The following is a 24,118-nucleotide window of genomic DNA, read 5'->3' on the forward strand; positions in this document are numbered from 1 at the left end:
GGCTTGACCTTGGGTTATGGCACTTCATTCGGGTCGGTGGACGGCTCTCGCCGGACCCGGGGGGACACCGCAGAAGATCGGCCATAGCCCGGCTTTAGCGGCACAGGCCACACTGGCCGACGCCGAAGGAAGGACACCACATGAGTGAACGGGCTGCGCACATCCTCGACGAGGTGCGTAAGTACCACCAGGACATCGAGGGTGGCCGGGCGTTCGTCCCCGGCGTCACCGAGATCTGGCCGTCCGGCGCGGTGCTCGACGACGAGGACAGGGCAGCCGTGGTCGAGGCGGCCCTGAACCTGCGGATCGCGGCGGGCCGATCCGCCCGGAAGTTCGAGTCCGCCTTCGCCCAGCGGATGGGCCGGCGCAAGGCGCATCTGACCAACTCCGGCTCCTCGGCGAATCTCCTCGCGGTCACCGCCCTCACCTCTCCGCAGCTCCAGGAGCGCCGGCTCGTTCCCGGCGACGAGGTGATCACCGTCGCGGCGGGCTTCCCCACGACCGTCAACCCCATCCTGCAGAACGGTTTGGTCCCGGTCTTCGTGGACATAGACCTGCACACGTACAACACGACCGCGGAGCGTGTGGCGAAGGCCGTCGGGCCCCGCACCCGCGCGATCATGATCGCGCACGCGCTCGGCAATCCCTTCGAGGTCGCGGAGGTGGCGCAGCTCGCCCGGGAGCGGGACCTGTTCCTGATCGAGGACACCTGCGACGCCGTCGGCACCACCTATCAGGGCCGGCCCGTGGGGACGTTCGGCGATCTCGCCACGGTCAGCTTCTATCCGGCGCACCACCTCACCATGGGCGAGGGGGGCTGCGTGCTCACCTCGAACCTCGTGCTGGCCCGGATCGTGGAGTCGCTGCGGGACTGGGGCCGGGACTGCTGGTGCGAGCCGGGGGAGAGCGACACCTGCCGCAAACGCTTCGGCTACCAGATGGGGACGCTCCCGGCCGGATACGACCACAAGTACATCTTCAGCCATGTGGGCTACAACCTGAAGACCACCGATCTGCAGGCGGCGCTCGGCCTCAGCCAGCTGACGAAGCTCGACGACTTCGGCGCGGCGCGCCGGCGGAACTGGGGCCGGTTGCGGGCGGGGCTCGCGGACGTTCCATGGCTGTTGCTGCCGGAACCCACGCCGGGCAGCGATCCGAGCTGGTTCGGGTTCGTCGTCACCGTCGATCCCGCGGCGCCCTTCCGGCGCGCGGAGCTGGTGGACTTCCTGGAGAGCCGCAAGATCGGTACGCGCCGGTTGTTCGCCGGGAACCTGACCCGGCACCCCGCCTACCTCGGCCGTGAGTTCCGCGTCTGCGGCGAGCTGACCAACAGTGACATCGTCACGGACCACACCTTCTGGGTCGGCGTCTACCCCGGACTGACCGAGGAGATGATCGACTACGTCGTCGCGTCCGTCGCCGAGTTCGTGCGGGCCCGGTCATGACGGCGACCGGAGGCACCCGGGTGCGGCCGGCCCTCAAGGCCCGTCATGACGTCGCGTTGCCGGAACGGGTCGCCCGGTCCGCGGCGGCGCTCGCCGGTCTGCCCGCGGACGACGCCCTCGGCTGGCTGCACCGGCGTCGCACGGACGTCCCGTTCTCGGTGGACCGCATCCCCTTCGAGGAGCTCGAGGGCTGGTCGTTCGCACCGGGGACCGGGAACCTCGTGCACCGCAGCGGCCGCTTCTTCACGGTGGAGGGGCTGCACGTCAGTGTGGGGGAGGAGCCCCACCGGTCGAAATGGCACCAGCCCATCATCGTGCAGCCGGAGATCGGCATCCTCGGGATCCTGGCCCGGGAGATCGACGGCGTCCTGCATTTCCTGATGCAGGCGAAGATGGAGCCGGGCAACCCCGGGCTGGTGCAGCTCTCGCCGACCGTCCAGGCGACGTACAGCAACTACACCAAGGTGCACGGCGGTGCCTCCGTGCGCCACCTGGAGTACTTCACCGATCCGTCCCGCGGTCGTGTCCTGCTGGACGGGTTGCAGTCGGAACACGGCTCCTGGTTCCACCGCAAGCGCAACCGCAACATGATCGTCGAAGTGCGGGATCCGGTGCCCGAGCACGAGGACTTCCGCTGGTTCACCCTCGGCCAGATCCACGCGCTCATGCGGCACGACCACGCCGTGAACCTGGACGCGCGATCCGTCCTGAGCGGACTCGGTGCACCCGGCACGCCGTACGCGCTGCACTCCGACACGGAGCTGCTGTCGTGGCTGGCCGGCCGCCGATCCACGACCCCGATCCGCAGCGAACGCGTCCCGCTCTCCGGACTGCGGGGCTGGAGACGCGGCAGATTCTCGATCGATCACGAGGACGACCGGCACTTCCGTACCGTGGCCGTGTCGGTGCGGGCGGGCAACCGCGAGGTCGGGCACTGGACGCAACCGCTGATCGAGCCGCGCGGGCAGGGCACGGTCGCCTTCCTCACCCGTACGTTCGAGGGGGTGCCGCACGTGCTGATCCAGGCCCGGGCGGAGGGCGGCCTCCTCGACGTCGAGATGGGCCCTACCGTGCAGTGCGTGCCCCGCAGCTACGCCGGGGTGCCGGCCGCCGCCCGGCCGCTCTTCCTCGACCTGGTCACCGCGGCGGACCCGGCCCGCATCCGCTACTCCGCGCTGCTGTCCGAGGAGGGCGGCCGCTTCCTCGACTCGGTGAACCACTATCTGGTCCTGGACGCCGACGAGAGCGAGGCGCCACAGATCCCGCCACCCGGGTTCCGCTGGGTCTCCCGGGATCAACTCACCACGCTGGCCACCTTCAGCCACTATCTGAACGTCCAGGCGCGGACGCTGCTGCTGTGCCTGAACGCCGTGGCGGGCCGGGATTGATCCAGCTCGCCGCGAGCGGCGGCATCGCTGCGCGCCGGGGGGCCGGACGTCGTGCGCTGCCGGCCCGGCCGCCCCGCACCGGCGGGCCGCCCGGGCCGCCCGCTCATCCGGCGACGATCCCGGATGCGATGGCCAAGCTGACCAGATGGGACTTCGTGGTGGCGCCCACCCGGCGCCGCGCCTCGGTCAGATGCTCGTCGACGGTGGTCTTCGAGATGCCGAGCCGGCGCGCGGTCTCCTTCGCGGTCAGACCTGATGCCGCGAGCCGGACCACTTCGGTCTGCCGCGCGGTGAGCGCCTTGGCGACATCGGCGGTGTCAGGGTGCGAAGTGCTCATTCCGGTCCTCTCCCGATGGGGCTGCCGTCACTCGTACGATCCCCGCCGGACCTAAAACCCCACCAAACAAACGCTTGTGGCGAGTTGAGCCGCCGCCGGAAAGGTCATCATGCTGCGACCCCCATCGCTGGACAGTGAACTCGTCTCCCTCGGCGGTCGTCCCGCTGTCCTTCCGGCGGACTTCATCCGCGTCATGCGGTCGGCCCCGCCCCGGCCGGCGCCGACCGACGAGGAGCTGACGCTCGGGGGCGCGTTCACGGTCGCGGAGGGGGCCGAGGCGGGTGTGCCGTTGCTCGTCGCGAGACCCACGCGGGTGCGGCAGGCCCGCGGCTGCGTCTATTTCATGCACGGTGGCGGAATGGTGTTCGGCGACAACCGCCGCAAACTCGGCGGGGTACTCGGCTGGGCGGCGGAGCTCGACCTGGTCGTGGTCTCGGCCGGCTACCGGCTGGCGCCGGAGAACCCGCACCCCGGGCCGGTCGAGGACTGCTGGCAGGGGCTGACCTGGACCGCCGGCCACGCCGGCGAGCTGACGTTCGACCCGGCGGGACTGATGGTGGCGGGCGGCAGCGCGGGCGGCGGGCTGGCCGCCGCGCTCGCGCTCATGGCCCGGGACCGGGGCGGGCCGGCGCTACGGGGCCAGCTCCTCATGGGGCCGATGCTCGACGATCGCAACGACTCGGCGTCGGTGACGCAGATGGCGGCCGCCGGGGGCTGGGACAAGGCGGCCAACGAGGCGGGCTGGACGGCGCTGCTCGGTGCCGCGCGGGGCGGGGCGGACGTCTCCCCGTACGCGGCGCCCGCGCGCACGACCGACGTCTCGGGACTTCCGCCGGCTTACGTGGACGTGGGATCGGCGGAGATCTTCCGGGACGAGGCCGTCGCGTACGCGAATCGGATCTGGCAGGCGGGCGGGTCGGCCGAGCTGCACGTCTGGCCGGGCGGCTTCCATGGTTTCGACGTCCATTTTCCCCAGGCCACACTGTCACGGGCGGCACAGGCCGCACGGCTGGCGTGGCTCCGCCGCCTGTACGCGACACCCGCCGCGGAGTGACACGGGGGCCTGCCCCGGGTGGATCATCCCGGCGAAAAGTTGAGTTCGTCGGGGAAGATTTGCCCCGCACGTCTGGTGTGGATACATCCACCGACGTAGTCTTCCTGACGGTAGTCGCGCCGTAGCGTGAAGTCAGCGCGGTGGTGGCTCCGTCGATCGCGTCACGGGGGAGGCGAGCGCGCAGTTGATGGATGTCGTGTTGCGGGCCGGAAATCCGGCGTCGGCCATGAGTGGTCGCATGTTCCGCTGATGCACTCGTTCCCGGCCGGAGTCGCCGGGCCGCCCCGTCGTTCTCCGGGGCGAACATTCTTTCACGGCTGATCATTTGTCGTCTTTCCGTACGCCCGTGCGCGTGCGGAAAGCCTTCTGGTCGTGCCGATCAATAGCGGACGGGTGGTGCGCGTCGTCGGCGCGCCGCCGGTCGCTTCGTGCCGTCGTTGGTGAGGAGTAGCGATGCTGCGTGTCAAAATCGTGCAACAAGGCGTGTGGCACATGTCCAAGGAATCGATGCCTCTGGCGGCCGGCTATCTGGCCGCGATGGTGCGCGGCGACGCCGGCCTGTCGGCCCGCTGCGAGGTGGAGATTCTGAACTACTCGGGCTCCGTGAGCCTGTGGGAGATGGCCACCCAGCTGCTCAGCGGCGCGCCGGCCGACGTGCTCTGCTTCTCCGTCCTGGGCTGGAACGTCAAGCAGTTCGGCACGCTCGCCGAGACGTTCAAGCAGGTCAACCCCGAGGGTACGGTGATCTTCGGGGGCAACCACGTGACCAACCAGGCGCATCGGGTGCTGCGCCAGTGGCCCGAGGTCGACGTCGTGGTGAACGGCGAGGGCGAGGTGACCTTCCTCGAGCTGCTGCGGGCGGTCGAGGCGGGCACCCCGCTGGCCGAGGTCGCCGGCATTTCCTTCCGCGACGCCGGTCAGGAGGTGGTGACCACGCCGGAACGGGAGCGGATCTCTGATCTCGACATCATTCCGTCGCCCATTCTGGAGGGTGTGCTGCCGCTTCTCGATGAGGCGGGGGCGTTCCGCTACGATGTGGCTCTGATGGAGACGAACCGGGGTTGCCCGTACCATTGTTCGTTCTGTTTCTGGGGCGGTGCGGTCGGCCAGCGCGTGCGTTCTTTCTCGCGTGAGCGGCTGCGGGCCGAGCTCGAGGTGCTGGCGCAGCACGGGGCGGAGACCGTCGTTCTCTGCGACGCCAATTTCGGCATCCTGCGGCAGGATCTCGAGTTCGTGCAGGACCTGGTGGAGGTGCGCCGCAAGTACGGCTTCCCGCGGGCGCTGGAGACCTCGTGGGCCAAGAACAAGTCCGCGACCTTCTACGAGATCGTCGACATCATGCGTGAGGAGGGCATCCGCAGTTCCTTCACGCTCGCGCTGCAGACGCTGAGTGACCAGGCGCTGGAGACGATGAACCGCCGCAACATGAAGATCAACGCCTGGCGGGACCTCGTCGAACGGCTCACCGGCGACGGCATGGACATCTACGCCGAGCTCATCTGGGGTGCGCCCGGTGAGACGCCGGAGTCGTTCCTGGCCGGCTACGACGAGCTGGCCGAGCACGTCTCGCGGATCGCCGCCTATCCACTGATCCTGTTGCCGAACACCGAGTACTCCGACCGCAAGGACCTGCACGGCTTCGTCACGGTGCGCGGCGAGCGCGACGATTTCGAGTACGTCATCGCCAATCGCGGCATGTCGCTGGAGCAGAACCTGTCGATGCAGCGATTCCTGTTCTGGGCCCGGCTCCTGGCGGAGAACCTGGTGCTGCGGCGGGTGTTCCCGGCGGTCCGTCTCGCCGGTCAGGTCAGCCAGTCGCGGGTGATCCTGTCGATCGCCGACTTCATCGAGGCCGGTTCGGGCGCCGGGGTCGAGCTGCTGCGCTCGGCCGCGGCCGACTCCACGGCCGACCCGGATTCCCTCTCGCCGGCTCTGGAGTTCTGTTTCACCTCGCGCGAGTTCGACGACCTGGTCCGGCAGTGGTGGGACAAGGAGGGCCCCGCGCTGGTGCCGGCGGGCTGGGTGGGGCCGCTGGCCGAGCTCGTACGCTTCGACCTGCTGAGCCGGCCGCTGCCCGAGCCGGAGGCCCGGGACCTGGCGGACGCTCGTCACGAGATCCGGGACGGCGAGGACGTCCTCGTCGCCCGCCGCACGTTCGACTACGACGTCGTCTCGATGGGACGTGCCGCCGGCGGGCCGGTCCCGGCGCTCGGCCCGGTCGACGTCGAGTTCTGCTGGAAGACGGGGTTCGCCGAGCTGGCGGCCTCGACCAACCACGAAGAGACCGCCCACTACGTCGCCCGCACCGGGCTCGTGCCCGAGCGGGCGGGCGAGGATCGGACAATCGGAGTGTGATGAGCGAGGTTTCCTCCGCCGGCCGGGTCGGTTACCGGACACTGCTCGCGACGGCCGCCCGCCGCCGGCTGGTGCTCAGCGGGGCCGTGTCCCGGCTGCCGCTGGCCGGCGCGGGTGTCGCGATCGTGCTGGCCGTCGGCAACAGCACCGGCTCGTACGGGCTCGGCGGCACCGCGTCGGCGCTGTACGTCATCGGGACGTCCGTCGCCGCGCCGGTGCACGGCCGGCGGATGGACCGGCAGGGTCAGCGCAAGGTGTTGCTGACCTGCGCCGCGGTGCAGGCCGCCGCCCTTGTCGCGCTGATGCTCGCCTGTCTGCGGGAGTCGGCCTGGCAGGTGCCCGCGGTGCTCGCCGCCAGTCTGGTGGCCGGTGCCGCCCAGGTGGACATCGGATCGGCGGTGCGCGCCCGGTGGTCGTACGCCGCGTCGGAGCCCTCCGTGCGGCAGACGGCGTTCTTCCTGGAGTCGGTCGTCGACGAGATGATGTTCGTGCTGGCCCCGGTGGCGATCACGGCGGTCACCGTGGGCCATCCCTGGCTGTCGCCGGCCGTCGTCCTGCTCGGGCCCGCGATCGGCTGGGTCCTGCTCGCCGCGCAGACCTCGTCCGAGCCGCCGGCCCGGCCGCGTGGTCCCGCAACGGAGCCGCGGCGGCAGGCCCGGGGGATCCCGGCGAAGGCGGTCGTCGGCGCGTTCGTGGGCATCGGCGCGTACCTGGGCTCGATCGAGATCCTGCTCGTCGCCCTGGCCGACGGGCAGGGCCGGCCGGCGTGGGCGGGGATCTCGCTCGCGGCCTGGGCGATCGGCAGCGCATCGGTGGCGCTGTTCGCCGGCCCGCGGCTGGGCCGGGTCGACCCACGCCGGCTCTTCCTGCCGGCCCTGGCGTGGATGGCGGGGTGCGGCCTGCTGCTGCCGCTGGCGACCTCGCCGGCACTGCTCGCGGCGGCCTGCTTCCTCGCCGGCGTGGGTGCGGCACCGACGCTCAGTGCCGGTTTCTCGTTGCTGTCCAACCCCGAGACGGGCGCGGCCGAGGGGATGACCTGGGCCTCCGCCGGCATGGGGGCCGGGACGACCATCGGCGCCTTCACCGGCGGCTGGCTCGTCGAGCACCGCCCGACGAACGCGTCGTTCTGGCTGTCGGTGATGTTCGGTGCCTTCGCCCTCCTCCTGGCCTGGCGGACGCGGCGGCGCCGGCCCGCGCCGTCGTGACTGTGCGTAGTGATGAAAAGGGGCCGGTGCGGGGTGGGGCCGGGTCGACCACTGTGGATATGGCTGTCGGGTGTTGCTAGCATCCGGAAGGTGATTACCGCTATGGGCAACAATCATGGTTATCTCCTGCTTCTCGGTGCCACCATGACCTTGCGGGAACGCGCTGTCGTGGCCGCGTTGCGCCATTTCCCCGGCCCGATTGCCGCCCTGTCCCCGACCCGGTCGACAAAATCCGGAAAATTCTTCGACTTCATTGTTCCGGGGGTGCCCAGCGATCCCGAGTCCGCGCTGGCGGCGGTCCGGGCCTTCGAGCGGGAGACCGGTGCGGCGCCGGTGGGCATCGTGCCGTTCGTCGACGGCAACCTGATGGCCGGTCTGCGTCTGGCCGAGCACTACGGCCTGCCCTTCCTGAGCCGCCGGGCGGTCGAGGACTCCTCGATCAACAAGAACCTCATGAAGGACCGGCTGGTCGCGGCCGGCGTTGCCACCCCCCGCTGTCGCGTGGTCGACGGCGTCCCGGACGTGGCGCGCGCCGTGGACGAATTCGGCCTGCCCAGCGTCATCAAACCGTGCGCCTTCGGGGGCAGTCTGGGCGTGCGGCTCATCCGGAACAGGGAAGAGATCGATGAGGCCTACGCCTATGTGCGGCAGATCATCGATGAGACCGCGGCGACGTTCTCGGTGCGCAACCGGGCCGTCCAGGTCGAGGAGTTCTGCCCGCTGAGCGACGAGGTGTCGGTCGAGGTGCTCAACCACGGCGAGGCCCGGTCGGTGCTCGCGGTCGTCGACAAGTCGCTGGGCCGGGCGCCGTACTTCGCCGAGGTCGGGCATCTGGCACCGAGCCGGTACTCCGGCCGTGAGGACGTCCGGGAGCTGGCCGTGGCGGCCTGCGCGGCCATCGGCCTCGACCGGGGGCTCGCGCACGTCGAGATCCGGGTCGAGGACGGCAAGGCGCCGCAGGTCATCGAGGTCGGGGCGCGGACGGCGGGCGGCGGGATCATGGACGTCGTCGAGCGGGTGATCGGCATCTCGCCGTACGCCCTGCACATCCTGTCCTACCTCGACCGGCTGGAACTCCCCCTGCCGCAACCGCGGCCGACGGGCACGGCGGCCATCGCGACGCTCAAGGCGCCGGGCGGGCGGATCACCGGCATCCGCACGCCCGCCTCGGTCGATCCCGCCGTCAGCAATTACGAGGTCACTGTGGCGCCAGGCCACGTGTCCAGCGAAGTGTCCGCGAACTACCTCAACCGCGAGGGGTACGTCGAGCTCTTCTGGCCGGCCGCTGGTCCGGCCGCGGTTCCGCCCGGCGAACACCTCGATATCGCAGCCGGCCTCGCGGCGCAGATCTTCGACGTGGAGGTCCCCGGCGCCGACGGCTGACCAGGGGACCGGGCGCCGTCCGGACGTACCGGTGACAAAGGGTTCTCGATCCGTTCCAGGAAGGAAATCACCTTGTCCGACGACCAGCTCGACCAGTTCCCCAGCCTCCGCCCCCTGCTCGACGCCGAGGTCGCCGGCGACGAGCGCGCGGGCGTGCAGATCTCCCTCTCCCTGCGGGGTGAGCAGTACGACATCGCGGTGGGCGGGAACGGCATGGGCGCGCCCATGACCGCCGGCTCCCGGGTGCCCTGGACATGTTCCTCGAAGCCGCTCGGTGCGCTGTCCTTCGCGATCGCGTGGGAGGCCGGCCGGATCGGCCTCGACGACAGGGTCGCCGATCACCTCCCGGAGTACGGGGAGTACGGCAAGGACACCATCCGGATGCGTGATCTGCTGACCCATACGACCGGCATTCCCGACCCCATGCTCAGCCTCGACACCCAGGGCTCCGAGGTGCCGCAGTGGGCGGAGCTGGAGCCGCTGATCTGGTACCTCATCTGCAACGTCGAGCCGCAGCAGAAGCGGGGCACGCTGATGAGCTACAACCCGATCACCAACTGGTTCGTGCTCGACCGGGTGCTGACCACCGTCGAGGGGAGCGCGCCGGGTGACAGCTACCGCGCCCTCTTCAAGCGGTTGGGGATCGCCGCGACGCTGGGCCTGGATCCGGACGCCGACCCGGAGCTGGGGGTGATGCCGGTCGCGCCGCCCGAGGAGGCCGACGGCCTGCGAAACATGATCATGGCTTCCGGTCTGCCGTTGCCGGGCACCGGGGTATGGGGAACCATGGCGGACCTGCGCGTCGCCGGCGAGGCGCTGCTCACCGGGCACGCGCGCGACGGCGAGCAGCTCGTGCGGGCCGCGACGCTCGAGGCGATCACGGCGACACACTGGCCGGGGACGCCGCGCAACATGTTCTCCGACACGAACTTCCCGTACGGACTCGGTTTCATGACCCTGCCCCACCTGCTGGGCAAGGCGTGCTCCTACCGGGTGTACGGGCACGCCGGCGGCAACACCTCGACCCTGCTGATCGACCCGGCGGCAGAGCTCGTGCTGGCCGTCTACTGGAACGGCCGGCTGCCGGACGTCCCGACGGTCACCCGGCGCCATGCCCTGGTGCAGGCCATCTACACCGACCTGGGGATCGAGCCGGCCGCTCAGTTCGAGATCGTCACGGCCTGAGGGCACCGGGCGGCGCCGCTCCGGTGCCGCCCGGTCCGTCCCGTCAGGCCCGGATCCGCGCCCCGGGAGCCAGCGACCGCCCGGGCAGCGCGGGATCCGGCGGCAGGCCGGCCAGCTCGAGCAGGGTGGGCGCCACGTCCAGGGCGGAGGCTGCTCCGAGCCGCCCCGGTGCCCGGTCCGGCACCCGCAGGACCATGAAGCCCTCCGCTGTGTGGTTGACCTCCACCGGCTCGTCGTCCGGGCAGGCCAGCCACGACACACCCACCCCGACGCTGCCGTACGCCCGCCAGCTCTCGTCGTCGCAGCGGACGACGAGATCCGGAGGCAGCCCGCGCACCGCCCGGTAGAGCTCCCGCGGCGACTCCAACCGGCAACTCACCCGTTGGGCCCCGGCGTCGACCGAGCCGAAGAGGGCTCGCAACCGGGCGATCAGCGCGGGGCGCTCCGCGGGTGCGACCGTGCCCCGGGGCTCGCGTCCGGCCAGATTGAGGAAGATCGACCCCTGGTGGCCGCCGTCGGCCCAGGCCGCCGTCCTGGACCAGTCGACGAGGTCCGCGGTCAGCGGCTGCGCTCCCGCGGGCGGTGTCCGCAGCACCAGCAGACCCGCGTCCCGGAGGATCTCGTTGAGGAGCAACGCGCCCCGCATGCGCACCGTGCCGTGACCGGAGGCGATCATCACGCTGGTGCCCGGACCCGCGGCACGCACCAGCCGGCCGACGCAGGCGTCCACGAACCGGCAGTAGGCCACGGCGGCGCGCCGTGACGGCCCCGCCGGGGCGGTGCCGTCGAGCAGCTCGTCGATCGTCCAGGTCCCGTGCTGGACACGGTCCAGGCCGATCTCGTGCACGGCGGCCAGGTCCCACGGCCGGGTGCGCATCAGGTGCTCCATGGTGCTGAAGCGGCGCTCGGTCATCCGCCACGCGGCGGAGATCAGCCGGTGCGGCGGCAGCGCGCGGAAGTCCGGCACGTCGGTCAGGTAGTCGCCGACCAGGGCGGAGATCTCATCGGCGAGCCGCGGCGGGAAGGTGGCTCCCGTGCGATCCTCGAAGCCGGGAACCAGCACGCCGTCGATCGCGGGCGGCGGGGAGGTCTGCGGCATGCCGACCACCACACTGGGGCGTCCGGCCGCGGTGAGCCGGTCCCACACCCGAGGGTGCCGCACCGTGTCCGGTCCGGCCGGGGCCAGGTCGAGATAGGCCCGGCTGCGCCGCCGGACGGCGCCGTAGACGCCCAGCTCGCCGGGATCCCGGCCGGTCAGCATCGTGGTCCAGGCGGGCACCGGGGACGGCGGGTGGGTGCTGTGCAGCGGCCCGCTGACGCCCTGCTCCGCCAGCGCGGTGAGCGCCGGCAGCAAGCTCCGCGCGGACCGGCCGGGGCGCGCCGGACCGAGTCCGTCGAGCCCGATCAGGAGGACGCCTGGCATCGTCACCTCTCGTCGATCCGGTGACCCGCCGCCGGCGCGCGAGCGGACGGCGGAACGCGGGGAACGGCTCGGCCGGGAACCGGCCGACGTGCATTCCCGGCCGGAAAAAGAGTGCCGTACGAATGCGCTTCACAATATCAGCGACCACGATCCGAGGTGGCCCCGCGGATCGATATCCGTCCCTTCCTTGTATGGTGTGGACACGCCTGCTCGAAATCGGCTCGGGCGTGGTGCGCAGCCCGTACAGGAAGGCCGTCGATGTCGCCGTTACTGCCTGAAGATCGCGGCCAGCGCCTGCTCGTGCTCGCCATCCTGGTGAACACTGTCGGTTACGGGATCTACCTGACCGCCGGTGTGTTGTACGCGACCCGGGCCATCGACCTGCCGGCCGGTCAGGTGGGAGCCGGCCTCTCCGTCGCGGGCGTGCTCTCCCTGCTGGCCGGGCTGCCCGCCGGTCATCTCGCGGACCGGCTCGGCGCCCGTGGGGTCTATGTGGCCACCGGTGCGATCGGCGCCGCGGGCATGGCCGGCCTGTGTCTGACCCGTGACTTCTGGCTGTTCCTGGTCTTCACGACGCTGGTCAACATCTCGCAGACGGCGGGGCGGGCCGCCCGGGGTCCGGTGATTCAGCAGCTCGGCGGGGAACGGCCGGCCCGGTTCCGCAGCTTCCTGCGGGCGGTGACCAATCTCGGTGTGGCCTTCGGCGCCCTCGTCGCGGGCTGGGGCGTGCACGTCGACACCCGTAACGCGTACTTGTTGCTGCTGGTCGGCTGCGCGCTGACGTACCTCACGACCGCCGTGATGACGGCCTTCCTGCCACGCGTCCCGGTGCGAGAGGCGCGCGAGGGGCCGCGCTGGTCCGCGCTGCGCGACAAGCCGTACCTCCTGCTCACCCTGCTCGACGGGGTCATGTCCCTGCAGTACAGGGTGCTCACCGCGGCCCTGCCGCTGTGGCTGCTGACCCGCACCGAGGTGCCGAAGTGGACGGTGGCGGCCGCCATGTTGATCAATACCGGTGTCGTGGTGTCGCTCCAGGTGACGCTCGGGCGCCGGGTGGACTCGCCGAAAGCCGGTGCGGTGGCGTTCCGGCGAGCCGGTCTCGCGTTCCTGGTCTCGTGCGGGCTGATCTCGGCGCTGGCGGAGGTGCCCGCCTGGGCCGGTGTCCTCCTGCTCGTCACGGGCGTGACGGTGCACACGCTCGGCGAGATCTGGCAGTCCGCGGGCGGCTTCGAGCTGTCCTTCGCCCTGGCCCCGCCGGACGCCGTCGGCCAGTACCAGGGTGTTTTCGGGCTGGGCCTGGGGCTGGGCACGACGGTCGCGCCCGCCCTGTTGATCTGGTTGTGCGTCGAGTGGGGGACCCCCGGCTGGTGGGTGGTCGGTGCCCTGCTCGCCGGGGCCGGTCTCGTCGTGCCGGCCGTCGCACGGTGGGGTGAGCGCACCCGGCCGGTCACCGCCGAGCCGGCGTCCGGCTGAGCGGCGTCCGGCTACTCCCACGGGCGATACCCGGCCCACCGGTCGGGCAGGCCGAAGTCCTCCTGCAACAGGTCCACGTCGATGACGCCGGCCGCCAGCGACCCGGCGGCCGCGGACATCACCACCGAGGAGATGGCGACTGCCGCGTCCGGGCGGCGCGCCATGTCACCGGCCGCGAGCACCCCGGCCACGCTGGTCCGCGCCAGTTCGTCCACCGCCACCGAGCCGTCGCCGAGGATGCGGCACCCGAGCTGTGCGGCCAGCGGTGACCGTTGCCGCTGCGAACCCTTGACGAACATGGTCGTCCGGGCCAGCGGTGGCCCCTCGCGGAACTCGATGCCGCGCAGCTGATCGCCGTCGGCCACCAGCCGGGCGACCTCCTCCTCCCGGATCAGCACCCCCGCCTTCTCCAGCGCGGCACCGTACGGTTGCTCCAGCTCGGCCGGCCCGTTCGTGCACAGGACGACGTCCTCGGAGAACGCGCTCAGCTGCAGGGCGAGCCGCATGCGCTCGGGGCCGGCGCCGAGGACGGCGATCGCGGCGCCGGTGGACTCGTAGCCGAAGCAGTAGGGGCAGTGCACGACGGAGCGTCCCCACAGCGGCTCGAGGCCCTCGATCGCGGGCAGCTCGTCGACGAGCCCGGTGGCGAGCAGCAGGCGCCGGGCCCGATGCACCCGGCCCGAGGCGAGCGTGACCGCGAAGCCGTCGGCACCGTGGTTCTCCGCCCGGGCGGCCGTGGCGGCCTGGAGCCGTACGCCCGGATAGCGCGCGAGCTGTTCGGCGCTGCGTCGGCGGAGCCCGGCCGGGGAGGTGCCGTCGTGGCCGAAGAAATTGTGGATCTCCCGGGCCGGTGCGTTCCGGCCGGGGCCGTCGTCGAGCACGAGCGTGCTGTGGTGGGTCCGGCCCAGGCTGAGGGCCGCGGACGAGCCGGCGACACCGCCGCCGACCACGATGACGTCGAACATCGGACAACCTCCGGTCGGGCGATCAGGCGCGGACGGCGGGGCGCACCGAGCGCACCCGGACCGGTACCCCGCCTCGCGGCCACATGGTGGCGACGCCGGTGGGCCGGACCGGCGGACCGGCGAGCTCCAGGTCGGTACGACGGACGAGCTCGGCCATCATGGCGCGCAGTTCGAGCTCGGCGAAGGCGTAGCCGATGCATTTGCGGTAGCCCCCGCCGAAGGGCACCCAGCTGTACGGGGGCGGTTCGCGGTAGCCGGGAGCGTCCGGGTCCCACCGTTCCGGCCGGAACTCCTCGGGCTCCGGCCACAGCTCGGGCATGCGGTGGGTGACGTACTGGGAGTAGAGCACCCGGGCCCCCCGGGGCACGACGTGGCCGGCGAACTCGAAGCTCTCCACGGCGGTCCGGCCGGTCAGCACCCCGGGGGTGTAGAGGCGCAGGATCTCCGAGACGGTCCATCCGGTGTACTTCATCGCGTCGAGGTGCTCGACGGTGAGCGCGCCGCCGCCGGCCACCTCGGCGACCTCGGCGCGGACGCGTTCGTACACCCCGGGGTGGGACAGCAGGGCGTAGACCGCCCAGCCCGCCGCCGCGCTGCTCGAGTCGTAACCCGAGGCGATGAGACTGATGACCTGGTCGCGTATCTCGAGGTCGGCATACTCGCCCCGCGCGTGCTCGCAGGCGTCGAGCAGCGCGTCGAGGACGTCTCCCCGGTCGTCGGGTTCCGCCCGGCGCTTCGCGATCTCGGCCCGGACCAGGCTGTCGACGCGATCCCGGGCCGCCTTCGCCCGCCGGAAGGCCGTGCCCGGGAGGTCGTGGTCGAAACGCAGGAAGGGGGAGCGGTTGATGTAGCGCAGCGCCGTCTCCAGCTCCCGGCCGATGTCGTCGGTGTGCTGCTGGAGCCGGTCCCCGAACAGCGAGCGGATGGCGATCCGGCGGATGCAGGAGCGGATCTCGGGGAACGCGTCGACCGTCCCGCCGGCGGGCCAGCCGCTGATCATCCGGTCGATCTCGTCCACCATGGTCGGCACGTAGCCCTCGATGCGCTTGCGCGCGAAGGCGGGCCGCACCAGCGCCCGGCGGCGGCGGTGGTCCTCACCGTCGCTGACCACCATCGCGCACGAGCCCACCACCGGGATGAGCAGGGTGAGCACGTCGCGGGAGAGGAACCGGGGCCGGGCCGGCGAATCGGTGAGCAGCAGCTGATTGGCCTCGGCCCCGAACATCAGCACATAGCGCTGACCCGCGAAGCCGAACTGGCACAGCGGCCCGTAACGGCGGTGCAGATCCAGCAGCGCCTGGTACGGGCTGCCCAGCAGAGCGGGCAGGTAGCGGGCGTGACCGGCGAGGGACGGGCCGGGCAGCCGCCCGGGAGACGGTGCGGTGCGCAGACTCAAGGTGACAGCTCCAGGGTCGGCTTCGCGGGAGGCACGAGAGAGGGCGGCGGCGACGTGCGGCCGTCCGCGACGAGACGTCAGGACGGCTGCGACATCGACCTGACGGCGGACTCGAGCGAGCCGAAGGTGGCGAACGTCTCCCGCACGAGCAGCTCGGGCGGGAACTCGGCGCCGAAGGCGTCCTCGAGGTGGATGACCAGATCGATGGCGGACAGCGAGTCGAGCCCGAGGTCGGCCAGCGGCACCGTCGTCCAGTCCTGGTCCTGCGGCGGATGCAGGTGCGCGACGAGCACTGTGCGCAGCTTGTCGGAGACAACCGGATCCGTGAGCCCCATGCGTCCCCCATCGTCGCGTCAGGCCTGGCTTGTCCGCTCCACAGCGGATAGTCAGATGTGTCCTGACTCCCCGTGGGCGCGCGGCTACAGTAACCCAGATGAGCGCCTCCCTGAAAGGCCCGTCGATCTCCGGCCGGCCGATGACGGACGTCGATCTTGTCGCCCTCGCCGGGCGCGTGTCCACCCCGCTCGTCGTGCACGACCTGGCTGTTCTGCGGCGGCGGGCGGCCGCGCTGCGCGGGGTGCTGCCCGGGCCGTCGACATTGCTCTATTCCCTCAAGGCCAACCCGTGCCCGCCGGTGGTGGCGGCACTGCAGGCGGCCGGCTGTGGGAGCGAGATCTCGTCGGCCGGAGAGCTGGCCGTCGCCCTCGGCACGGGCCACGATCCCGGTCCGATGCTCTACACCGGACCGGGCAAGAGCGCCGCCGACCTGACCGCCGCGGCCGAGGCCGGCGCCATCCTCTCCTGTGAGTCGCCGGCCGAGGTGACCCGGGCGCGGGAGGTCTTGCGCCCGTCGTCCGCCGACCCGTTGCGGATCATCCTGCGGGTGCAGCCCGGCGTCCGGACGGCCGCCGGGTTGTCGATGGCCGACGGGCGCCAGTTCGGCCTGCTGGAGGCCGAGGCCGGGCCCTTCTGCCGGGACCTGCCGGCGGATGTCGAGGTGCTGGGCTTCCACATCTACCTCGGCTCGCAGATGCCCGGCACGCCGGCGCTCGCCGCGGCGTTCGAGCAGGCCGCCGAGACCGTGCACCGCATCACGGCCGAGGCGGGTGTGCGGCCGCGCATCGTCGATCTGGGCGGCGGCTTCCCGTGGCCGTACGCCGCTCCCGGGGAGGGACCCGGGCTCGCCGACCTGCCCCCGGCGATCGAGAAGACCGTGGACCGGCTCGCCCGGTGCGGTGCCGAGGCCTGGTTCGAGTCCGGCCGTGGTCTGGTCGCGGCGGCGGGCCGCCTGCTCACCACCGTCATGGATGTCAAGCAGCGCGGGGGGACCACGCTGGTCGTGGCCGACGCGGGCGTCAACGTGCTGGGCGGGATGTCCGGGCTCGGCCGGGTGCTGCGCCCCGACACCGTCTTCCGTAACCTGTCGGCGCCGGACCGGGAGCAGGTGAAGGTCGATGTCGTCGGGCCGCTGTGCTCGCCCCTCGACCGGCTCGCCGTCGGCACCCGGATGGCGTCGCCCCGCATCGGCGACGTGCTCTGCGTCGACAACGTCGGCGCCTACGCCACCACGGCGGCGCTCACCGGCTTCCTGTCGCGGCCCGCGGCCACGGAGGTCGCCGTGGACGGGCCGTCGGTCGTCGAGGGCTGGACCCTGCGCACCGGTCACGAGCGGGTGACCCTCGGCCCGGCCTGACCGCGGGCGGAGCCGGCCCCGGATGCCGGGGACCGGCCCCGGGGTGGCGGTCCGGCGGCGGGGCGGGGCCGTGTCAGCGCGGGCGGCGCTCGCGAAGCACGCGAAAGCCTATGTACGGCAACGTGCTCAGCGCGTCCGAGGTGAAGGTCGTGCCGTTCTCGAAGCTCTCCGGATTGCGCAGGGTGTAGGCGCCGCCCTTGACGGCGCGCGAGCCCGGGACCGGGCCGTCCGGCGACGCCAGGGGATCGGAGCACCATTCGAAGACGTTGCCCGTCATGCCGCGCAGTCCGGTCGGCCCGGCGGGCAGGTGGGTGACCGGGCGGGGCCCGGTGGCCTCGGGGGCGTAGAGCGGCCGATCGAACTCGTTGCCCAGGCTCCAGCGCCAGCCCCGCGGGCCGGAGGCCGCCCGCTGCCACTCCGCCGCCGACGGCAGCCGGCAGTGCGTGCCGGTGAGTGCGCCGAGCCAGGTGCAGTACGCCACGGCGCCGTGCCAGGTGACCCCGGTCGCCGGCAGAGTGCTCAGCTCGTCGTCGAGCGTCACCCGGCCTTGCCGGTCGGTCCGCAGGCCGGTCCCGGCTTGCCGCGGAAAGGCGTGCAGCCGCGGGGCGGGTTCCTGGTCCAAGCCCTGGTCGAGCAGGTAGTGCCAGTACTGGGCGACCGTGGTCGGACAGGTGGCGAGGTCGAAGCGGCCGGCGTCCACGGTGGTGAACAGCGGCGGGTGCTGGGTCGCGGCGGGATCGTGGGTGCGCGTCACAGCGACCGTGCCACGCGGAATCCGTACACCTCGCACTTGGTGTCCTCGAAGGCCGCCATCCGGCTCGCGGGCCGGCAGGCCGGGCCGGGGTCGGCGAAGGATCCTCCACGCACGACCCGGAACGAGCCGCGGCCGGGCCCCGAGGGATCGCGGGCAGGCTCGGCGGAGTACGGGGCGTATCGGTCGTGACACCACTCCCGGACGTTGCCGATCATCTCGTGCAGCCCGGCCGCGTCGGGCGCCCGCGCCGCGGTGGGTATGGGCCCGGGCTCGCCGCGGCGGAAGGCGCCCAGCCCGGCCTCGCCTGCCCGCAACGCCCGGCACGCGGCCGGGGCGTCGGCGGTGTTGCCGGTCCCGGCCGTGCCCGCGGGGTGGCCCTGGCGGCACGCCGCCTCCCATTCCGCCTCCCGCGGCAGCCGATAGCCGTCGGCGGACAGGCCGGCCTCCCGCCGGGCCAGGTCGTAGACGGGCTGGAACCCCTCGCCGCGGGACAGCCAGTTGCAGTAGGCCGCCGCGCCCCAGAAGCTGATCTGGATCATCGGGAAGTCGGCGCAGCCGGGGCGCACCTGGAAGCCGTCGGCGCGATGCACGACGAAGCCCGGATCGATGCAGTCGATCATGAGATGGTCCATGTCGTCCGGGGCGTCGTGCAGGAAGGCCGTGAAGTCGCCGGCACTGACGCACCGGTCGGCCAGGGCGAAGGGGCCCAGGGACACCCGGTGCGGCGGGCGCTCCCGGGCGGTCAGATCGGCGGACCCGACGACCAGGTCCTGGCGGGCGAAGCTGATCATCGAGAACTGTCGAACTCCTACCAGCATCGGCTCAGCATAGAGGCAAGGGCGGTCGGAGAGGTGTCCCGTCACGCGCCCCGCACATTGATCAACAACTATGGGGGTTGCACGGATTGTTGCGTCTCGGGCACACTGCGACGGCGACAATCTACTTCGGTCATACAGGGGGGACCGGGCGTGTCGGATTGGCCGTTGCTGACCAGCATCATCGTTCCGCCTCACTCCGAGGGCTTCGGAGTGGGCGCGACGCTGCCGTCGGCGTCCTACCTGGAGCGCATGGTGCGATTCCTGGCGGCGGCCGAGCGGATCGGCGCTGTCGGTGCCTTCGTCTACGATTTCCCGGCCGCCATGGACCCGTGGCTCGTGGCCTTCGACGTGCTCAACGAGTCCGTGGCGCTGCAACCTGTGGTGGCGGTGCGCCCGCACCAGGAGGCGGCGGAGTCGGTGTCGCGCCGCGTCGCCGATCTCACCGGGCGTTTCGGCCGGCCGGCCCACGTCAACGTCGTGGCCGGTGCCACCCGGTCCGCGCGCGCTCCGGGTGAGGCGCAGGACCCGGTCGCGGCCCGTCGCCTGCTGGGTGACTACGCCCGCGACATCCGGGCCGGGATCGACGGGCGGCTCGGCCCGCGCGGGGAGCGGCCGCTGATAGTCACTCCCTCGTCCCGCACGCCCGGGACCGTCGTGCCCGCCGACTGCGTCCTGATGATGGCGCGGCCGCGCGAGCAGCTCGGTGCCGACATCGCCCGGGTCCGGGCGGAGCAGGGCGCCGAGCGGATCGCCATGCTGGTCGGCTTCGTGGTCCGCGACACCCGGGCCGAGGCCTGGGCCGCGACCACCCGGCTCTACCCCGCCGACCGGCGGCAGGTGATAGCCGGGCGGATGTTCGTCAGCCAGGTCGTCTCGAGCGAGCACACCGGCAGCTATGCCCTGGCCGAGCAGTCCGACGTGCACGACGGCCACCTGTGGTACGGCGCGCCGAACCGCGGTATCGACGCCCCGAAGCTGGTCGGCTCGGTGGCCGACGCCGCGGCGTGGCTGCGCTCCTGCCGCGAGCTCGGCGTGACCGATCTCATCATCGACCTCGTCCCCGATCCGGCCGAGTACGACCGGATCGGCGACGTGCTCCACGCGACCGGCTGACCCAGTCGGTACGCCGATGGACCGTCAGCCTTGACAATGCTCTGACGCCGGAGAGGAACGCGGAATGGCTTTCAAATCTCTTGAGGTCGACCGGGTCACGGGGGGAAGCCTCCGGGCGATCGAGATCGGCGTGACGTCCCGGTGCAACTTCCGGTGCGACTACTGCGGCGCCTACGACCTGACCGAGCGCAAGATCCTGTCGGTCGACGACGTCGCCCGGGTGATCGACACGCTGCCGGACCTCGAGCGGGTCAAGCTGTCCGGCGGCGAGGTGCTGCTGGAGTTCGACATCTGCGAGGGCATCATCGCCTACTGCACCAGCAAGGGCATCCAGACGCAGATCAACTCGAACGGCACCGTGCTCAACGAGGAGAAGTTCGCCCGCCTCGAGGCCGCCGGCCTGGACGTCCTGCACTTCTCGCTCAATCACACCGACGCGGCGAGCCACGCGGCCTTCTACCGGGTCACCGAGAAGATGTTCCCGAAGATCGTCAACGCCGTCAGCCGGTCCGTGGCCTCGCCGACCATCGACACCGTCGTGGAGACGATCCTGTTCGACGAGACCCGCGCGCGGATGCCCGAGGTGCACCGGTTCGCCGCCGGTCTCGGCGTCACGAAGCACGAGGTCCAGATGGAGATCCCCAGCGTCCACCAGGGGTACGCCAACACGATGGACACCGAGGCGGTCCTCGGGGCGATCACCACCATGATCGAGGCCCGGGACCCGCGCACCACCATCTACTTCAGCTGTCTGTCGGCCTACTTCAACCCCAGGAGCGACACCTGGAAGCGCCTGCAGTTGCTGCTGCGCGACCCCGGCGTGATCTACGCGAGCTGCATCGAGGGCAAGGCGCAGCTGCACCTGCACTCCAACGGTGACGTCATGATCTGCGAGCTCGGCAACCCCGACGTCATCGGCAACGTCTTCGAGACCGACATGCTGAGGATGTACGACGAGAGCCCCAAGCTGCGGGAGTTCGTGCAGAAGAAGCACGAGGAGGAGACGTTCTCCTGCTTCCGCCACTTCGACAAGCCGGGGCAGAAGGTGGCCAACCCGGGCGGCCTGTCGCTGCTGCCGATCCCCGTCATGCGGGCCGCCTCCGAATAGGCGGCGGGCTCCGGGCGCCGGCATGAGCGACACGGCCGGGGACACCAGTGGTCCGGGAGTGGTTCTGGGCGTCGTGGGTCACGACATCCACGTGGTGGCCAACCGCATCCTCGCGGTCGGGCTCGCCGAGAACGGCTTCCGGCCCTACAACATCGGCATCAGTTGTGCCCTGCCGGACTTCGTCGACGCGGCGCTGGAGACCGGGGCCCGCGCGGTGCTGATCTCGTCCGTCAACGGCGAGGGCGAGGAGGGCTGCGCAGGCGCCGGTGCCCGCTTCGCGGCGGCCGGGCTGGGGAACGTCCTGCTCTACGCCGGCGGCAACCTTGTCGTCGGCGACCGTCCTACGGCGGTCGTCGAACGGCTGTTCCTCGGCTACGGATTCCACCGTGTCTTCCATCGGCCCGGCACCCTGACGACATTTTTCGAGGCACTGAGGCGGGACCTGGGCGATGGCCAGCTACCAAGGTGATGTCAGCCCCGGCGATCTCGAGGACGAGCGGGCCCGGGTCCTGGAGTCCGCCGACGCCGGAGCGCTCGACCCCGCGGAGGCCGGGCGATTCCTGCGTACGCTGCCGCCGAGCCGGTTCGCCTCCGTCGCGTACCGGGCCCGGCCCGACCGGCCTCACGTCCAGCCGCGGGGCGGGTTCCCCGGCCTGGCTGCGCAGCGCGCGCTGCTCATGGCCCTGGTCGACGCGGGCGCCGACTTCGTGCCGTTGACCATCGACAGCCACACCCGGCACAACGATTACCGGGCCGCCGCGGAGCTGCTCGCCGAGGGCCGGCGGCGGGGTCACGACCTGCTCAACGGCTTTCCGTTGGTCAGTCATGGCTACCGGCGTACGAGAGAGGTGCTCGACGGCGTCACGGTGCCGGTGAGCCTGCGGCACGGCACCCCGGACGCGCGGCTGCTCACCGAACTCGCGCTGGCGGCGGGCGTCACGGAGATCGAGGGCGGCGGCCTGTGCTACACGTTGCCGTACGCGAAGTCGTTTCCGCTCGACCGGGCGCTTGCCCACTGGCAGTACGTCGATCGGCTCTGCGCGGTGACCGGACCCGCGGACACGCCGATCCATCGGGAGTCCTTCGGACCGCTGACCGCCACGATGGTGCCGCCGGTCATGACGGCCGTCGTCCAGCTCTGTGAGCTTCTGCTCGCCGCCGAGCAGGGCGTGCGCTCGTTCGCCGTCAGCTTCGGTCAGACCGGCAGCCTCGAGCAGGACGTCGCTCTCGCCCGGGTGCTGCGCGAGCAGGCCCACCGCCTGCTGCTCGGCGCCGGGCACACCGGCGTCGAGGTGCGGCTCGTCTACCACCAATGGATGGGCGCCTTTCCGGCGGACCCCGCGCGGGCCTGGCCGCTCATCGCGGTCTCCGCCACGATCAGCAGGCTGATCGAGGCGGACAAGGTCGTGGTCAAGACCCCCGACGAGGCAAGGGGCATCCCGGCCGCCGAGCGCAATGCCGAGGCGGTCCGCGCCGTCCGCTACGTCCTCGAGATGTTCCCGGACATGTCCGTGCTGTCGAGCGAGGCCGTCGAGGAGGAGCGGCTGCTCCTCGACGGGGAGGTCACCGACGTCATGGACCACATCCTCGGCCTGCCTGCCGGGTCCCTGGCCGCCGCGGTGCACCGCAGCGTGCTCTCCGGCGTCATCGACATCCCCTTCGCGCCCCACGAGCGCAACGCCGGACGGCTGCTCACCGATCGCGGGCCCGGCCGTCGCATCCGGGTCCTGGACCCGGGCTCCGTCCCGCTCGCCCCGCGGCACCTGAAGCAGGAGCAGCGCCTGCTGCGGGCCCGCAGCGCGGACCCCCGGCCGTTGTGGGAACGGATGCTGGACGACGTCGGACTCATGACATGAGCGGCGGGTTCCGCCTGCTGGCCGACGTCGGCAGTACGACCATCAAGCTGTGCCCGCGGGAGCCCGGGGGGCGGTTCGGGCCTGTCGAACGGATTCCCCGCGTCGCCGGCCTCGGCCCGGGCCGGCAGATCCGGGACCTCATGGCGCGCCGGTCGATCCGCTCGGTGCGGGTCTGCAGCTCCGCCCGAGCCGGTCTGCGGGTCGGGATCGTCGCCTTGTCCGGCCGCTACAGCGCGGCGGCGGCGCGCCGGGCCGTCGTCGAGGGCGGCGGCCACGTCGTCTACACGACCTCCTTCGCCGCGACGGGGCCGCCGCCGCCCGTCGACGTCCTCGTGCTGGCCGGAGGGGTCGACGGCGGCGATACGGATCGCCTGCGCGCCGCGCTGGCCGGCTTCGATCCGGCCCGCCACCCCCACGGCCACCTGCTCTGGGCCGGCGCCCGCGACCTCGGCCTGCCGGACGGCCTGCGGGTGGACCGGCGCCTGCCCAACGTTCTCGACCAGCGGCTGCGGCCGTCCCCGGGCCCGCTCGCCGAGGCGATCCGTGACCTCCACCTCCGCGACCTGGTGGACGGGCGGGCGCTGCGGCCCCTGTCCGAGGTGGCCGACGGCCCGATCGTGGCGACGCCGGACGCGGTCGGCCGGGCTGTCCGGCGGCCCGCCGGGCCGGGGCCTCTCCTGGTGCTCGACGTGGGCGGCACGACGACCGACGTCTTCGTGTCGTCCGCGCTGCCCGGCGCCGGCCCGGCGGTCACCCGGCACGTCTTCACCGACCTCGGCGTGGCGGCGTCGGCACCGGTGATGGTGGAGCGTCTCGCCGCGGGTGACGAGCTGTTGGAGCTGTCCACCGCTGTGGCCCCGGGCGCTTCCCGGTCTCTGTTCCGGCGGGCCGGTACGGGCTCGTCCGCGGAGCTCGACCCGTCTGAGCGCTTCCTGATCTGTGTCTATCTGGCCCTGCGCCGGGTGGTGGCGGCGCGGCAGCCGGGTGCCGGGCTCACGGGCGCCGCCGAGCTGCTGATCACCGGCGGTGCCTGGCCCGGAACCCCGGCGGCGGCGGTGCGGCGGGTGGCCGGCCTCGCCGGGGAGCCGGGCGGACCGCGGTGCGCCGTCCGCTTCGACGAGGACTACCTGATGTGGGCCCGGGGTCTCGACGCGGACCCGGCGTGAT

21 protein-coding genes are annotated in these 24,118 nt (G+C 72.0%); 14 read left to right on the forward strand and 7 right to left on the reverse strand.

Going from position 1 to position 24,118, the window contains the following annotated elements; all coding sequences use genetic code 11:
• Positions 1-140: 140 nt before the first annotated feature.
• Entirely contained in the window at positions 141-1,445 is a 1,305-nt protein-coding gene (gene rfbH / locus RAN62_RS29270; protein WP_305788023.1) for a lipopolysaccharide biosynthesis protein RfbH, read from the forward strand.
• On the forward strand, positions 1,442-2,833 hold the full coding sequence (locus tag RAN62_RS29275) for an NDP-hexose 2,3-dehydratase family protein (protein WP_305788024.1): 1,392 nt from the start codon (positions 1,442-1,444) through the stop codon (positions 2,831-2,833). The genes rfbH and RAN62_RS29275 overlap by 4 nt, the downstream gene beginning before the upstream one ends.
• A 103-nt stretch (positions 2,834-2,936) precedes the next feature.
• Here RAN62_RS29275 and RAN62_RS29280 read toward each other — a convergent pair whose 3' ends face one another.
• Entirely contained in the window at positions 2,937-3,170 is a 234-nt protein-coding gene (locus RAN62_RS29280; protein ID WP_305788025.1) for a response regulator transcription factor, read from the reverse strand.
• A 109-nt stretch (positions 3,171-3,279) separates the two neighbouring features.
• Here RAN62_RS29280 and RAN62_RS29285 point away from each other — a divergent pair, with 109 nt between their 5' ends.
• The 5 genes from RAN62_RS29285 (at position 3,280) to RAN62_RS29305 (ending at position 10,352) form a co-directional block, all read left to right on the forward strand.
• Positions 3,280-4,224 (forward strand): alpha/beta hydrolase fold domain-containing protein, encoded by a 945-nt coding sequence (locus RAN62_RS29285; RefSeq protein WP_305788026.1) that lies wholly within the window; start codon positions 3,280-3,282, stop codon positions 4,222-4,224.
• Positions 4,225-4,677: 453 nt separating this feature from the next.
• Positions 4,678-6,579: a KedN5 family methylcobalamin-dependent radical SAM C-methyltransferase gene (locus tag RAN62_RS29290; RefSeq protein WP_305788027.1), complete on the forward strand. Its 1,902-nt coding sequence runs from the start codon at positions 4,678-4,680 to the stop codon at positions 6,577-6,579.
• Entirely contained in the window at positions 6,579-7,784 is a 1,206-nt protein-coding gene (locus RAN62_RS29295; protein ID WP_305788108.1) for an MFS transporter, read from the forward strand. Before RAN62_RS29290 ends, RAN62_RS29295 begins: the two co-directional genes overlap by 1 nt.
• Before the next feature lie 102 nt (positions 7,785-7,886).
• Positions 7,887-9,167: an ATP-grasp domain-containing protein gene (locus RAN62_RS29300; protein ID WP_305788028.1), complete on the forward strand. Its 1,281-nt coding sequence runs from the start codon at positions 7,887-7,889 to the stop codon at positions 9,165-9,167.
• A 72-nt stretch (positions 9,168-9,239) separates the two neighbouring features.
• Positions 9,240-10,352: a serine hydrolase domain-containing protein gene (locus RAN62_RS29305; RefSeq protein ID WP_305788029.1), complete on the forward strand. Its 1,113-nt coding sequence runs from the start codon at positions 9,240-9,242 to the stop codon at positions 10,350-10,352.
• 43 nt (positions 10,353-10,395) lie between these two features.
• On the opposite strand, the gene RAN62_RS29310 is transcribed toward RAN62_RS29305, so the two are convergent.
• Positions 10,396-11,775, reverse strand: coding sequence for an alkaline phosphatase family protein (locus RAN62_RS29310; protein WP_305788030.1), 1,380 nt, complete (start codon positions 11,773-11,775; stop codon positions 10,396-10,398).
• A 258-nt stretch (positions 11,776-12,033) separates the two neighbouring features.
• On the opposite strand from RAN62_RS29310, the gene RAN62_RS29315 reads away from it, so the two are divergent.
• The gene (locus RAN62_RS29315; protein WP_305788031.1) at positions 12,034-13,248 is read left to right on the forward strand and encodes an MFS transporter; all 1,215 of its coding nucleotides are present in this window, start codon (positions 12,034-12,036) and stop codon (positions 13,246-13,248) included.
• 11 nt (positions 13,249-13,259) lie between these two features.
• Here the strand turns inward: RAN62_RS29315 and RAN62_RS29320 are convergent, their stop codons facing one another.
• The 3 genes from RAN62_RS29320 to RAN62_RS29330 form a co-directional block, all read right to left on the reverse strand.
• A complete protein-coding gene (locus RAN62_RS29320) occupies positions 13,260-14,213 on the reverse strand; it encodes an NAD(P)/FAD-dependent oxidoreductase (protein ID WP_305788032.1) in 954 nt (317 codons plus the stop codon).
• Between the two features lie 22 nt (positions 14,214-14,235).
• On the reverse strand, positions 14,236-15,609 hold the full coding sequence (locus RAN62_RS29325) for a cytochrome P450 (protein ID WP_305788033.1): 1,374 nt from the start codon (positions 15,607-15,609) through the stop codon (positions 14,236-14,238).
• A 77-nt stretch (positions 15,610-15,686) separates the two neighbouring features.
• Positions 15,687-15,944, reverse strand: coding sequence for a phosphopantetheine-binding protein (locus RAN62_RS29330; protein WP_305788034.1), 258 nt, complete (start codon positions 15,942-15,944; stop codon positions 15,687-15,689).
• Positions 15,945-16,042: 98 nt separating this feature from the next.
• Here RAN62_RS29330 and RAN62_RS29335 point away from each other — a divergent pair, with 98 nt between their 5' ends.
• Positions 16,043-17,302 (forward strand): type III PLP-dependent enzyme domain-containing protein, encoded by a 1,260-nt coding sequence (locus tag RAN62_RS29335; protein ID WP_305788035.1) that lies wholly within the window; start codon positions 16,043-16,045, stop codon positions 17,300-17,302.
• Positions 17,303-17,375: 73 nt separating this feature from the next.
• Here the strand turns inward: RAN62_RS29335 and RAN62_RS29340 are convergent, their stop codons facing one another.
• Complete coding sequence (locus RAN62_RS29340) at positions 17,376-18,056, reverse strand: formylglycine-generating enzyme family protein (RefSeq protein WP_305788036.1); 681 nt, start codon at positions 18,054-18,056, stop codon at positions 17,376-17,378.
• Positions 18,053-18,874, reverse strand: coding sequence for a formylglycine-generating enzyme family protein (locus RAN62_RS29345; protein ID WP_305788037.1), 822 nt, complete (start codon positions 18,872-18,874; stop codon positions 18,053-18,055). The genes RAN62_RS29340 and RAN62_RS29345 overlap by 4 nt, the downstream gene beginning before the upstream one ends.
• A gap of 150 nt (positions 18,875-19,024) precedes the next feature.
• Between RAN62_RS29345 and RAN62_RS29350 the strand changes: the two genes are divergently transcribed.
• From RAN62_RS29350 to RAN62_RS29370, 5 genes are all read left to right on the forward strand, one after another.
• The gene (locus RAN62_RS29350; protein WP_305788038.1) at positions 19,025-19,987 is read left to right on the forward strand and encodes an LLM class oxidoreductase; all 963 of its coding nucleotides are present in this window, start codon (positions 19,025-19,027) and stop codon (positions 19,985-19,987) included.
• 64 nt (positions 19,988-20,051) lie between these two features.
• Positions 20,052-21,095 (forward strand): radical SAM protein, encoded by a 1,044-nt coding sequence (locus RAN62_RS29355; protein WP_305788039.1) that lies wholly within the window; start codon positions 20,052-20,054, stop codon positions 21,093-21,095.
• Positions 21,096-21,117: 22 nt separating this feature from the next.
• Positions 21,118-21,564 carry a methylaspartate mutase subunit S gene (gene glmS / locus RAN62_RS29360; RefSeq protein ID WP_305788040.1) on the forward strand — a complete coding sequence of 149 codons (447 nt, stop codon included), beginning with the start codon at positions 21,118-21,120 and terminating at the stop codon, positions 21,562-21,564.
• Positions 21,545-22,951, forward strand: coding sequence for a methylaspartate mutase subunit E (locus tag RAN62_RS29365; protein WP_305788041.1), 1,407 nt, complete (start codon positions 21,545-21,547; stop codon positions 22,949-22,951). The genes glmS and RAN62_RS29365 overlap by 20 nt, the downstream gene beginning before the upstream one ends.
• On the forward strand, positions 22,948-24,117 hold the full coding sequence (locus RAN62_RS29370; RefSeq protein ID WP_305788042.1) for a glutamate mutase L: 1,170 nt from the start codon (positions 22,948-22,950) through the stop codon (positions 24,115-24,117). The genes RAN62_RS29365 and RAN62_RS29370 overlap by 4 nt, the downstream gene beginning before the upstream one ends.
• Position 24,118: the final 1 nt, after the last annotated feature.

It is taken from the genome of Symbioplanes lichenis (assembly GCF_030709675.1).
GTDB classification, from domain to species: Bacteria; Actinomycetota; Actinomycetes; order Mycobacteriales; family Micromonosporaceae; genus Actinoplanes; species Actinoplanes lichenis.

Bases quoted from the DNA above. Each gene is read 5' to 3' on its own strand.
- RAN62_RS29330 (WP_305788034.1), bottom strand. From the start codon at position 15,944: ATGGGGCTCACGGATCCGGTTGTCTCCGACAAGCTGCGCACAGTGCTC.
- RAN62_RS29315 (WP_305788031.1), top strand. From the start codon at position 12,034: ATGTCGCCGTTACTGCCTGAAGATCGCGGCCAGCGCCTGCTCGTGCTC.
- RAN62_RS29310 (WP_305788030.1), bottom strand. From the start codon at position 11,775: ATGCCAGGCGTCCTCCTGATCGGGCTCGACGGACTCGGTCCGGCGCGC.
- RAN62_RS29290 (WP_305788027.1), top strand. From the start codon at position 4,678: ATGCTGCGTGTCAAAATCGTGCAACAAGGCGTGTGGCACATGTCCAAG.
- RAN62_RS29370 (WP_305788042.1), top strand. From the start codon at position 22,948: ATGAGCGGCGGGTTCCGCCTGCTGGCCGACGTCGGCAGTACGACCATC.
- RAN62_RS29295 (WP_305788108.1), top strand. From the start codon at position 6,579: ATGAGCGAGGTTTCCTCCGCCGGCCGGGTCGGTTACCGGACACTGCTC.
- RAN62_RS29275 (WP_305788024.1), top strand. From the start codon at position 1,442: ATGACGGCGACCGGAGGCACCCGGGTGCGGCCGGCCCTCAAGGCCCGT.
- RAN62_RS29365 (WP_305788041.1), top strand. From the start codon at position 21,545: ATGGCCAGCTACCAAGGTGATGTCAGCCCCGGCGATCTCGAGGACGAG.
- RAN62_RS29320 (WP_305788032.1), bottom strand. From the start codon at position 14,213: ATGTTCGACGTCATCGTGGTCGGCGGCGGTGTCGCCGGCTCGTCCGCG.
- RAN62_RS29285 (WP_305788026.1), top strand. From the start codon at position 3,280: ATGCTGCGACCCCCATCGCTGGACAGTGAACTCGTCTCCCTCGGCGGT.
- RAN62_RS29335 (WP_305788035.1), top strand. From the start codon at position 16,043: ATGAGCGCCTCCCTGAAAGGCCCGTCGATCTCCGGCCGGCCGATGACG.
- glmS (WP_305788040.1), top strand. From the start codon at position 21,118: ATGAGCGACACGGCCGGGGACACCAGTGGTCCGGGAGTGGTTCTGGGC.
- rfbH (WP_305788023.1), top strand. From the start codon at position 141: ATGAGTGAACGGGCTGCGCACATCCTCGACGAGGTGCGTAAGTACCAC.
- RAN62_RS29300 (WP_305788028.1), top strand. From the start codon at position 7,887: ATGGGCAACAATCATGGTTATCTCCTGCTTCTCGGTGCCACCATGACC.
- RAN62_RS29355 (WP_305788039.1), top strand. From the start codon at position 20,052: ATGGCTTTCAAATCTCTTGAGGTCGACCGGGTCACGGGGGGAAGCCTC.
- RAN62_RS29280 (WP_305788025.1), bottom strand. From the start codon at position 3,170: ATGAGCACTTCGCACCCTGACACCGCCGATGTCGCCAAGGCGCTCACC.
- RAN62_RS29345 (WP_305788037.1), bottom strand. From the start codon at position 18,874: ATGCTGGTAGGAGTTCGACAGTTCTCGATGATCAGCTTCGCCCGCCAG.